The sequence below is a fragment of the Novosphingobium sp. 9 genome (assembly GCF_025340265.1).
GTDB lineage: Bacteria > Pseudomonadota > Alphaproteobacteria > Sphingomonadales > Sphingomonadaceae > Novosphingobium.
The window spans coordinates 996,014-1,007,500 of the sequence record NZ_CP022708.1; the positions used below are offsets into that span (position 1 = coordinate 996,014).

Genomic DNA, 11,487 nt, shown 5'->3' on the forward strand with positions numbered 1-11,487 from the left:
CCCTTTTGTTATGTATGCGATAGGAAAAGGGAGTGGACGGCAGAGGCGCGGTGCACCCCTGCCTTCAGGATCAGACCGGATAGGGGAGCGGCTGCGCGCGCACGGTCATCCACTGCCATTCCGTGAACAGGTCCCAGTTCGCAGGGCCGCCGATCGCCGAACCGTTGCCCGACGCGCCAACGCCGCCGAAGGGATTGACCACGTCGTCATTCACGGTCTGGTCGTTGATGTGCAGAAGGCCTGTGTGCAGACGGTCGCCCAGCGCCATCGCGCGCGAGACGTTGCCGGAAAGCACGGCTGCGGAAAGGCCATAGGTCGTGTCGTTGGCCAGCACGATCGCCTCTTCATCGGTCGCGAAGGTGGTGACGACAGCAACCGGCCCGAAGATTTCCTCATCGAAAGCGGGCATTCCTGCGGTTACGCCGCTCAGGACGGTCGGCTCGAAGAACAACCCTTCGCCCTTGCCCCGGTGTGCAGCGTCGCGCCTGCGGCCACGCTGTCGGCCACGACTTTCACGACATGATCGAACTGGCGCTGGTTGATCAGCGGGCCGATCATGTTGCCGGCATCGGTGGGATTGCCGACCGGGAGCGAGGCCGCCTTCTTGGCCAGCGCGGCGATGAAGGCAGGTGCGATGGCTTCGTGTACCAGTACGCGCCCGGCCGCCATGCAGATCTGGCCCTGATGGAGATAGGCGCCCCAGGCGACATTGCGCACGGCCAGATCGATATCGGCATCGTCCAGCACGATGATCGCGTTCTTGCCGCCCAGTTCCAGGCTCACCTTCTTGAGATTACGGCTGGCGCTCTGACCGACCATGCGGCCCGCGCCGGTAGAGCCGGTGAACTGGATCATCGCCACGTTGCCATCGTTGCACAGGGTCTCGCCTGCCTCGGCGCCGCCGGGAGCAGTTGCAGGACACCGGCGGGAAGCCCAGCCAGCTCGAACAGGCGCGCAATCACGATGCCGCCGCAGATCGCGGTGCGCGGATCGGGCTTGAGCAATACGGCGTTACCGACGGCGAGTGCAGGCGCGACGGCGCGCATCGCCAGATAGAGAGGGAAATTGAACGGCGAGATCACGCCGACAACGCCCAGCGGCTTGCGCTTGGCGAGGCTCAGGCGATCGGGCGTGCTGGGCAGCACCTGGCCCTGTGGCTGGTGCGGCATGGCGGCAGCCAGCTGGATGGCGCGCAGCGAGACCTTGAGTTCGAACGCGGCCTTGGCTTTGGCCGAGCCGCTTTCGCGCACGATCCATTCGATGATCTCGTCGGCATGGGTCTGGCCGATGGTCAGGGCGCGCAGGAACACGGCGGCCCGGTAGTCGGGCTCCAGAGCCGCCCACTCGACCTGCGCCGCGCGGGCATCGGCAGCCGCGGCGGAAACAGTTTCGGCGTTCGCCAGCGCCACTTTGCCCAAAACCGTGCCGGTGGCAGGTTCCACCGCATCGATCGTGTCGCTGAAAGGCTGCCATTCCTTGCGCAGGATCATACCGCCAAGATACTTGTCTGCGATCAGGGGAGCTGCCTCGGCAGCGGTTTCCGCACCCATGTCTGTTCTCCATTTTCTTTCGTGTGCCGTTGGACGTGGCCTGAACGACACGATGCGCATCAGATGGAACTGTGCGCAGGGGAATGGAAAGACCAACTTGGTGTCGTTATATACCGTCAGGATATGAAGTGAATTTGGCGCGGGAGGCGCTCGTCGATGGACGTCCGCAGGTTACGCTATTTCGTTGCGGTCGCTTCCGAGCGCAGCTTTACCCGTGCCGCGCAGCGCCTGAACATGGCGCAGCCGCCGCTCAGCAAGCGCATTCAGGAGATCGAGGACGAGCTGGGCGCGCAACTGATCGATCGCAGTATCCGGCCCTTGCAACTCACCGCCGCAGGTGCGCTGTTCTACGAGCAGTCCCTGCAGGTCCTCCATCGGCTGGAGCAGCTGTCGGCGACCATGAAGGAGCATATCGAGGCAGGGCGCCCGCGCCTGACGATCGGGCTGATCGCCTCGCTGTTTCATGAGCGTCTGCCGCAGTTCATCCGACGGTATCGCACCCGCGCGCCGGACATCGAGATCGTGCTGACCGAGATGGGCGGGGCTGCGCAGGTCAAGGCCTTGCAGGAAGGCCGGATCGACGTCGGCCTCGGTCGCCGCCGGATCGATGGGGTCGGCGTTCGCAGCGACGTGCTGCGCAACGAACCCGTGCTCGCCGTGCTGCCTTCGCAGGGCGCAGGGCGCTGGACGAGCGGCACCATCAGTCTGGAGATGATGCAGCGCTTCCCTTTGATCCTCTATCCGCAGGATGCGCCGCAAGGCTTCGGCGCCTTCATGCTCTCGCTGTTTCGCGAGTCGGGAATCACGCCTTCCCGCACAATGGAAGTCGGCGACATGCAGACCGCTCTGGTGATGGCGGCATCGGGGGCGGGCGCCAGTCTCATTCCAGCTTCTGCCCGCCGACTGGTCCATTCCGATGCTGTCTGCCTGCCATTGGCGCCTGCCGTTTTCAGCCCGGTGGTGCTGATGCGCCGGTCGGAAGATGTGTCGTTTCCGGTTCGCTTGCTGATCCAGACGATCAGGGACCTCTATCCCGAATGGGGGCATCCCGCGCCGAGCGGCCTGCTGGACACTGCGGGAGGCGTCGAAGCGCCCCCCTATCGGCAAACGTAAGGCGCCTAAGGCTCTTCGGTAAGGGCGGTCGGCACGTCATAGCCCCATTCGGCATACTGGCGGGCGATGACCGAAGCGATGAGCCTGAGCTCGGGAGAGCGGTCTCCGGGGCGATGGCTCAGGATGATGGGAGAGGTCGCCGGTTCGAGCAGGTCGCGAAAGGCGACATCGTGGCTGCGCGCGCGGCGCACCGATTCCGGCACGATCGCCATGCCTTCCTCGGCCGCGACAAGCCCGATCGCCGTCTGAAGTTCGCGCGCTTCATGCACGATGCGCGGCTCGATGGCGTGGTCGCGGAACAGCGAGATCACCTGATCGGCATAGCTGGGGCGCGGCGTGCGCGGGTAGATGATCTGCGGTTCCTGACCCAGATCGCGCAGCGAGATCGGATCGGAACTTGCCGCAAGCGGATGGCCGATCGGGAAGGCGGCAACCAGCTTCTCGTTGCGCAGGATGATGCGGCGCACGGCCGGGTCCTCGAAGCGGATACGCCCGAAGCCGACATCGATGCGACCGTCCTTCAAGGCGGCGATCTGTTCCAGCGTCGTGCTTTCAACCATCACCAGTTCCACGTTTTCCGCCGCCTTGCGAAACTCGCGGATCAGTTCCGGCAGGCGGGCGTAGATCGTCGAGGCGACGAAGCCGATCACCAGCCTGCGTCGCTGGCTGCCGGTGGCGGCCTTCACCATGGCCTCCACATCCTCCATGCGCGCCAGCACCTGCACCGCCTGCGCATAGAGCAGCCTGCCGACATCCGTAAGCTGCAAGGGGCGGTTCGAGCGATCCAGCAGTTGCGCGCCGACATGGCCCTCCAACTGCTGGATCGCGCGGCTGAGCGGAGGCTGGGCGATATGCAGGCGTTCGGCTGCCCGGTTGAAATTGCCGTCGTCGGCCACTGCCACAAAATAGCGCAGAAGGCGCAGGTCGATCATCGTTATACCTTTCAGGTATCAATCTGTGACCGCATTGATCTTTGAACGACCCTCGTCACGGGATTACCTCTTCCTCACGAAACCTAAGCATATGGGAGAGCTCTGACAATGGCGGCGCTAAGCAAGGCCGATACCTTCATTGTCGATGTGCCGACGATCCGTCCGCATGTTCTGGCGATGGCAACGATGCACTCGCAAGCGATGGTGATCGTGCGGCTGACCGACAGCGACGGCGTCGAGGGCATCGGCGAGGGCACCACAATCGGCGGCCTCAGCTACGGCGAAGAGAGCCCCGAAAGCATCAAGTCCGCCATCGACACCTATATCGTACCCGTCCTGCGCGTCTGCGATCTGGCGCAGATCGGCGCGACGATGGCGCGCGTTGCGCAGTCTGTTAAGGGCAATCACTTTGCCAAGTGCACGGTGGAAACGGCGCTGCTGGACATGGCGGGCAAGCGGCTGGGCGTGCCGGTTTCCGAACTGATCGGCGGCGGGCGTCGCCGCGATACCCTTCCAGTCGCCTGGACACTGGCGAGCGGCGATACCGCGCGCGATATCGCCGAGGGGGAGGAGATGCTCGATCGTCGCCGTCACCGCATCTTCAAGCTGAAGATCGGCAAGCGTGCGGTGCGCGATGACGTGGCCCACGTCGGTGCGATCTGCAAGGCGCTGGGCGATCGGGCCAGCATCCGTGTGGACGTGAACCAGAACTGGTCCGCCTCGCAGGCGCGCCTCGGCATGGCGATGCTGCATGATGTTGGCTGCGAACTGGTGGAACAGCCGGTTGCAGGAGACGACCTCACCGCGATGGCACGACTTACCAGTGGACAGGCGGTGCCGCTGATGGCGGATGAGGCCTTGCAGGGGCCACGCAGTGCGCTGCGGGTGGCCAAGGCAGGCGCGGCCAGCGTTTTTGCACTCAAGATCGCGCAGTCGGGCGGACTGTTCGCTACGGCAGACGTCGCGGCGATCGGCATGGCGGCGGGCATCGGCCTCTATGGCGGCACCATGCTGGAAGGCAGCGTCGGCACCATCGCCTCGGCCCATGTCTTTGCGACCGTGGCCGAGCTTGCCTGGGGCACCGAACTGTTCGGGCCGCTGTTGCAGACCGAGGAAATCCTGACCGCGCCGCCCGTCTACAGCGACTTCTCGTTGGCGATCCCGACCGGCCCCGGCCTCGGCATTTCGCTCGACGACGACAAGCTGGATTTCTTCCGGCGCGATCGCACCACCCCGCGGCTCCATGCCGTCAACGCAGGAGCCTGAAACCCATGCTGTTCATGGTCGAAATGGACGTCAACATCCCGCTCGATTTCGATGCCGGGGAAGCGGCAAGGATCAAGTCGGAGGAAAAGGCCTATTTCCAGCAGCTTCAGGCCGCCGGAACCTGGCGCCATATCTGGCGCAAGGTGGGCTTTTATTCGAACGTCTCGATCTTCGATGTCGAGAGCAACACCGCGCTGCACGATACGCTCATGAGCCTACCGCTCTACCCTTTCATGACCATGAAAGTGACGCCGCTGTGTCGGCATCCTTCCTCCATCCATGACGACGACCGGTGATCGATGATCGCCGGATGATGATGACCAAGCACCGCTGAAACCCCTTGAAGCGGACAGAACTGGGAGAGAAAACAATGGACGTCAGTTTCGTAAAGACCCCCGAGATCCAGACCCTGCTCGACAAGGCGGCAGGCGTTGGCCAGAGCGGCGGCGACCCGCGCCTCAAGGCCATCGTGCGCGAGCTTACCGAGGCGGTCATGGAAGTCGTGGTGCACCATGACGTATCGGAAAGCGAATTCTGGCAGGCCGTGACGTTCCTGGCCGAAGGTGCCCCGGAATACGGGCTGCTGGCTGCCGGAACCGGGATCGAGCACTTCCTCGACCTGTTCATGGACGCCAAGGACAAGGAGCAGGGCCTGTCGGGCGGCACCCCGCGCACCATCGAGGGGCCGCTCTATGTCGAAGGCGCGCCGCTGGTCGAGGGCAACGCGAACCTCAGCGTCGATCCCGACGAGGGCGCCGAAGTGCTGCACATGACGGGTCTCATCACCGGGCCGCAGGGCGAGGCGGTGGAAGATGCCATCGTCCATGTCTGGCACGCCAATTCGAAGGGCTGGTATTCGCACTTCGATCCCACGAGCGAGCAGACCCCGTTCAACAACCGTCGCCGGATCAAGCTGGGCAAGGACGGGCGCTATGCCTTCCACTCGATGATGCCGAGCGGATACTCGGTGCCGCCGGGCGGCACCACCGATCGGCTGATGCAGGCGCTCGGCCGCCATGGCAATCGTCCCGCGCACGTCCACTTCTTCGTCGAGGCACCGGGCTATCGCACACTGACCACGCAGATCAACTTCGGCGACGATCCCTTCGCGGCGGACGACTTCGCGTTCGGCACGCGTGAAGGCCTGCTGCCGGTGCCCAGCCATCAGGGCGGCAGCGCCTATATCGCCTTCGACTTCCAGTTGCAGCGCGCGGCCCTGAAGCAGGACGGGGAATTCTCCACCCGCGCCCGCGCGCAGGTCGATGCCGCCCCTTCCAAGCAGACCGAAAGCGCCTGAGCCGCGCGCTTCACATCGGGAGAGAGACCATGACCCTCGATACCCTCAAGCACCGGGTCGCCACCGCCGTGGTCGACGATCCCGGAACCGGGCTGTTCCGCTGCCGCCGCGACGTGTTCACCGACCCCGAGCTGTTCGAACTGGAGATGAAGTACATCTTCGAGAGCAACTGGGTCTATGTCGGCCACGAAAGCCAGTTCGCGAAGAAGAACGACTATTTCACGAGCTGGATCGGCCGCACGCCGGTGATCCTCACTCGCGCCAAGGACGGCGGCATCAACTGCCTGGTCAACGCCTGCGCGCATCGCGGGGCCAAGCTGTGCCGTCGCAAGCGGGGCAACCAGCCGCTGTTCGTCTGTCCGTTCCACGGCTGGAGCTTCAAGACCGACGGTGCGCTGATGCGCGCCAAGGACGCCAGCACCGGCGCCTATCCCGACAGCTTCAACCATGAGGGCTCGCACGATCTCACCCGCGCGCGGGTGGAAAGCTATCGCGGCTTCGTCTTCGCCTCGCTGAACCACGATGTCCTGCCCTTGCCGGAGCATCTGGGCGAGGCGAAGGTGATCATCGACCAGATGGTCGATCAGGCGCCCGAGGGGCTGGAAGTGCTGACCGGCAATTCCACCTATACCTTTGACGGCAACTGGAAGATGCAGATGGAAAACGGCTGCGACGGCTATCACGTCAGCTCCGTTCACGAGAACTACCAGTCGACGATGGGGCGCCGTGCCGAAGGCGGGACCAAGGCGGTGGATGCCAATGGCTGGTCGAAGGCGCCCGCCAGCGGGGTCTATGGCTTCGAACACGGGCACATCCTGCTGTGGACGCAAGTGCTCAATCCCGAAGTGCGCCCGATCTGGAACCACAAGCCCGAGCTTGATGCACGGCTTGGCGAGGACAAGGCGAAGTTCATCCTCGAACAGACGCGCAATCTGGCGCTTTATCCCAATGTGTTCCTGATGGACCAGTTCTCCACCCAGATCCGCGTGGTGCGCCCGGTTGACGTCCACACCACCGAGATCACGATCTACTGCTACGCCCCCAAGGGCGAGAGCGCCGAGGATCGCGCCCATCGCATCCGCCAGTACGAGGATTTCTTCAACGTGACCGGCATGGGCACACCCGACGATCTGGAGGAGTTCCGCTCCTGCCAATCCGCCTACGAAGGCGCGGGCAGCCTGTGGAACGATCTCAGCCGCGGTGCCACCCGCTGGATCGCCGGGCCGGATGCGAACGCGAGCGCGATGGGCATGAACCCGCTGCTCTCCAGCGAGCGCAGCGAAGACGAAGGCCTGTTCGTGCGCCAGCACGAGTTCTGGGCCGAGATCATGCTCGCGGGATGACGAAGGACGGCGAGGCCGAACAGATGCTGGAGGCGGCGGAATGAGCACGCTCGACATGACCCGCTCCATCACCACCGGCCTCGCCGATGGCCCCGCCGATGACAGCGCCCTGTCGTACCGCGATATCTGCGCCTTCCTCTATCGCGAGGCGCGGCTGCTGGACGATCGCAAGTTCGACGAATGGCTGGAATGCTATTCGCCCGATGCCGAATACTGGATGCCCGCCTGGACCGATGACGATGCGCTGTCCACCGATCCGCAGAGCGAGATCTCGCTGATCTACTACGCCAACCGCAAGGGGCTGGAAGATCGCGTCTATCGTCTCAACACCGAGCGGTCCTCGGCCAGCACGCCCGAGGCGCGCACCTCGCACTTCATCGCCAATGTCGAAGTGCTGGAGGTCCGCGAAGGCGCGCTGGACTTGCGCTATAACTGGCACACGCTCAGCCATCGCTACCAGAAGACCCAGCAGTTCTTCGGCACCACGTTCCTGACGCTCGACACCTCCGGCGATGCGCCCACGATCCTGAAGAAGACGATCATCCTTAAGGACGATTACATTCATCAGGTTATCGACGTGTACCACGTCTGAGGAGCGGCAAGGTGATCTTCCCAGACAGGTTCGCCGGCAAGGTCATGGTCGTGACCGGCGCGGCACAGGGTATCGGGGCGGGCGTCGCCGTGCGCGCCGCCGCCGAAGGGGCGAGCGTGGTGCTGGTCGACCGGGCCGAATTCGTGACCGAAGTCGAGCAGGCAATCGTGGCAGCGGGCGGAAAGGCCGTCTCCATCTGCTGCGACCTCGAAACCTACGAAGGCGCGACGCAGGCGATGGCGACCGCGCTGGCCGTATTCGGGCGCATCGACATCCTGATCAACAACGTCGGCGGCGCGATCCGCATGCGGCCCTATGCCGAGTTCGAGCCCGCGCAGATCGATGCGGAAATCCGCCGCTCGCTGATGCCCACGCTCTACTGCTGCCATGCGGTGCTGCCCGCGATGCTGGAGCAGGCCAAAGACGGCAAGGGTGGCGGCACCATCGTCAACCTCTCGTCCAACGCCACGCGCGGTATCCGCCGGGTGCCCTATTCGGCGGCCAAGGGCGGGATCAACGGCCTGACCCAGAGCCTCGCGATGGAATACGCGCAAAGCGGCATCCGTGTCGTCGCAACGGCGCCGGGCGGCACAAGCGCACCGCCGCGCCGGGTCGCGCGGAATGCCGAAGGCGACAACGCACAGGAACAGGCGTGGATGGCCGAGGCGGTGGAGCAGGTCACGTCCTCGGCGTTCCTCAAGCGCTACGGTACGCTGGACGAACAGATCGCCCCGATCCTGTTCCTTGCCTCGGACGAGGCCAGCTATATCACCGGATCGGTCTTGCCCGTTGCGGGCGGCGATCTGGGATAACAAGACGAGAGAGGATTACCCCAAGTGCCCCAGTTGATCGTCGTCGACCGTTCGGCCGACGAGAAAACCATCGAGGTGCGCGAAGGCGTCTCGGTCATGGAAGCCATTCGCGACAGCGGTTTCGACGAACTGCTCGCGCTGTGCGGCGGTTGCTGTTCGTGCGCCACCTGTCATGTCTTCGTAGACGAGAGCTGGGCGGACGCGCTAGGCACGCCCGGCGAGGATGAGGACGATCTGCTCGATTCCTCGGATCACCGGGCGGCGAACTCGCGCCTGTCCTGCCAGATCGTCATGACCCCGGCGCTCGACGGTCTGCGCGTCACGATCGCGCCGGAGGATTGAGCGATGCCTTTCACGAGCGTACCCGGCGCACAGATCTACTGGAAGCAGGAAGGACCTGAGCGCGCGCCAGCCTTGGTGCTGCTCAACTCCATCGGCACCGACATGGACCTGTGGGAGCCGATGATGCCCGCCCTTCGCGAGCGGTTCTCGGTGCTGCGCATCGATGCACGCGGGCATGGGCCGTCGAGCATCACGCCCGGCGATCTCTCTCTGGCGGACCTTGCGGGCGATGTGCTGGCCGTGGCCGACGCCGCCGGGATCGCGCGGTTCTCGCTGGCGGGTGTCTCGCTGGGCGGCATGGTCGGCATGGAGCTTGCGCTGGCCGTGCCGCAACGGCTAGAAAAGCTGGCGCTCGTCTGCACCTCGGCAACGATGGACGCGGCGATGTGGGGCGCGCGTGTGGAGACGGTTCGCAGCAAGGGAGAAGGCGGCGGTATGGCCGCGATTGCCGAACCGTCGCTCGGGCGGTTCTTCAGCGAGGGTGTCCGCAAGGACAATCCCGGCCTGTGCGACGGCGTGCTGCGCCAGTTGCTGACGATGGACCCGGAAGGCTATGCAGGCTGCGGCGCGGCGATCCGCGATATGGATCTGGCTGACCGCATCGGCGCGATCACTTGCCCGACACTGGTGGTAACAGGGAGGCAGGACACCTCGACGCCGCTCGAAGGGCACGGCGAGCATCTGCTGGCGCATATTCCCGGTGCTGCGCATGTCGCGGTCGATGCTGCACATCTGCCGCCGCTGGAAGCGCCAGAGGCGCTCACTACAGCGCTTGTCCCTTTCCTCGAGAGCTGATCCATGACGCATAGTGACGTAATCATCGTGGGCGCGGGGCATGGCGGGGCGCAGTGCGCCATTGCGCTTCGGCAGAACGGCTTTTCGGGCAGCGTGACCGTGATCGGTCGCGAACCGGAGTATCCTTACGAGCGCCCGCCGCTCTCCAAGGAATACTTCGCGCGCGAGAAGACCTTCGACCGGCTCTATATCCGTCCGCCCACGTTCTGGGCGGAGAAGGACGTGACCTTCCGCCTCGGCACCGAAGTGGTGAAGGTCGATGCGGCGGGGCATTCGGTGACGCTCTCCGATGGTTCGGCGATGACCTACGGCACGCTCGTCTGGGCGACCGGCGGCGATCCGCGTCGCCTTTCGTGCGCGGGCGCGGAACTCGCAGGCATTCACGCCGTGCGCACCCGCGAGGACTGCGACACGCTGATGGCCGAGGTCGATGCAGGCGCGAAGAAGATCGTCGTCATCGGTGGCGGCTATATCGGGCTGGAGGCGGCGGCGGTGATGGCCAAGCTGGGGCTTGAGGTGACGCTGCTCGAAGCGCTCGACCGGGTGCTGGCGCGCGTCGCCGGAGAGGCGCTCTCGGCGTTCTATCAGGACGAGCACCGCGCCCACGGCGTCGACCTGCGCATCGGCGCGGCGGTCGAGGCCCTCGAAGGCGACGGCAAGCGCGTAACCGGCGTTCGCCTGGCCGATGGCGAGGTGCTGCCCGCCGACGCGGTGATCGTGGGCATCGGCATCGTGCCTGCCGTCGGCCCGCTGATCCTGGCGGGCGCGAGCGGGGCGAACGGCGTCGATGTGGACGAATTCTGCCGCACCTCGCTGCCCGACGTCTATGCCATCGGCGACTGCGCCGCCTTCGCCTGCGACTTTGCGGGCGGGCGCGTGATGCGCGTGGAATCGGTGCAGAACGCCAACGACATGGCGACCAGCGTGGCCAAGGCGATCTGCGCCGCGCAGGCCGATGATGCAGAGGAGCCGAAAGCCTACAAGGCCTTCCCATGGTTCTGGTCGAACCAGTACGACCTGAAACTGCAAACCGCCGGGATCGGCGCGGGGCACGATACCGCCGTGCTGCGCGGCGATCCGGCGACGCGCGCATTCTCGGTCGTATACCTGAAAGACGGCCGCGTGCTCGCCATCGATGCCGTCAACCGCGTCAAGGATTACGTGCAGGGCCGCAAGCTGATCGAGGCGGGCACCAAGGTGGATGCCGATGCGCTCGCCGATATCGAGACCAACCTCAAGGACCTGATGTAGTCTCAGGGCGGGGCGCCGATCGCCCCCCCCCCGCCCTGAGCGTCATCACTTAATACGAGATGCGGATCGTTCCGCCGATGGTCCGCGGGCTGCGTGAGATACGCATTTGTTGCCGAGCATCGTGACCAGTTCCGGGTTCGGTCGATGTGTCGGTGCCTGCGCATCCAGCCCAGCGGCTTCTATGCCTGGCAGAA

General features: G+C 65.0%; 10 protein-coding genes and 3 pseudogenes (1 of these 13 running past the window's edge). 11 read left to right on the forward strand and 2 right to left on the reverse strand.

Translation table 11 applies throughout. From position 1 onward, the window contains the following. Positions 1-70: 70 nt before the first annotated feature. Positions 71-1,610: pseudogene (locus tag CI805_RS21240) on the reverse strand (benzaldehyde dehydrogenase). 96 nt (positions 1,611-1,706) lie between these two features. Here CI805_RS21240 and CI805_RS19065 point away from each other — a divergent pair. After that, positions 1,707-2,663 carry a LysR family transcriptional regulator gene (locus CI805_RS19065; RefSeq protein WP_260928262.1) on the forward strand — a complete coding sequence of 319 codons (957 nt, stop codon included), beginning with the start codon at positions 1,707-1,709 and terminating at the stop codon, positions 2,661-2,663. A 5-nt stretch (positions 2,664-2,668) separates the two neighbouring features. Here CI805_RS19065 and CI805_RS19070 read toward each other — a convergent pair whose 3' ends face one another. After that, the gene (locus CI805_RS19070) at positions 2,669-3,592 is read right to left on the reverse strand and encodes a LysR family transcriptional regulator (RefSeq protein ID WP_260929723.1); all 924 of its coding nucleotides are present in this window, start codon (positions 3,590-3,592) and stop codon (positions 2,669-2,671) included. Positions 3,593-3,703: 111 nt separating this feature from the next. On the opposite strand from CI805_RS19070, the gene CI805_RS19075 reads away from it, so the two are divergent. From CI805_RS19075 to CI805_RS19120, 10 genes and pseudogenes are all read left to right on the forward strand, one after another. Next, a complete protein-coding gene (locus tag CI805_RS19075; RefSeq protein ID WP_260928263.1) occupies positions 3,704-4,861 on the forward strand; it encodes a muconate/chloromuconate family cycloisomerase in 1,158 nt (385 codons plus the stop codon). A gap of 5 nt (positions 4,862-4,866) precedes the next feature. Beyond that, positions 4,867-5,157: a muconolactone Delta-isomerase gene (gene catC, locus CI805_RS19080; protein WP_260928264.1), complete on the forward strand. Its 291-nt coding sequence runs from the start codon at positions 4,867-4,869 to the stop codon at positions 5,155-5,157. Between the two features lie 74 nt (positions 5,158-5,231). Continuing rightward, positions 5,232-6,158 carry a dioxygenase gene (locus tag CI805_RS19085; RefSeq protein WP_260928265.1) on the forward strand — a complete coding sequence of 309 codons (927 nt, stop codon included), beginning with the start codon at positions 5,232-5,234 and terminating at the stop codon, positions 6,156-6,158. 29 nt (positions 6,159-6,187) lie between these two features. Beyond that, a pseudogene (locus tag CI805_RS19090) lies at positions 6,188-7,545 on the forward strand (Rieske 2Fe-2S domain-containing protein). An 11-nt stretch (positions 7,546-7,556) separates the two neighbouring features. Then, positions 7,557-8,093, forward strand: a complete 537-nt coding sequence (gene benB, locus CI805_RS19095; protein WP_260929724.1) for a benzoate 1,2-dioxygenase small subunit — start codon at positions 7,557-7,559, stop codon at positions 8,091-8,093. 11 nt (positions 8,094-8,104) lie between these two features. Further along, entirely contained in the window at positions 8,105-8,905 is an 801-nt protein-coding gene (gene benD, locus CI805_RS19100; protein ID WP_260928267.1) for a benzoate diol dehydrogenase BenD, read from the forward strand. A 24-nt stretch (positions 8,906-8,929) separates the two neighbouring features. Then, on the forward strand, positions 8,930-9,247 hold the full coding sequence (locus CI805_RS19105) for a 2Fe-2S iron-sulfur cluster-binding protein (RefSeq protein WP_260928268.1): 318 nt from the start codon (positions 8,930-8,932) through the stop codon (positions 9,245-9,247). A gap of 3 nt (positions 9,248-9,250) precedes the next feature. Then, a complete protein-coding gene (pcaD, locus tag CI805_RS19110) occupies positions 9,251-10,042 on the forward strand; it encodes a 3-oxoadipate enol-lactonase (protein ID WP_260928270.1) in 792 nt (263 codons plus the stop codon). Between the two features lie 3 nt (positions 10,043-10,045). Beyond that, on the forward strand, positions 10,046-11,293 hold the full coding sequence (locus CI805_RS19115; RefSeq protein WP_260928272.1) for an NAD(P)/FAD-dependent oxidoreductase: 1,248 nt from the start codon (positions 10,046-10,048) through the stop codon (positions 11,291-11,293). 87 nt (positions 11,294-11,380) lie between these two features. Continuing rightward, a pseudogene (locus tag CI805_RS19120) lies at positions 11,381-11,487 on the forward strand (IS3 family transposase) (its annotated part continues 61 nt past the right edge of the window); the annotation flags it as partial.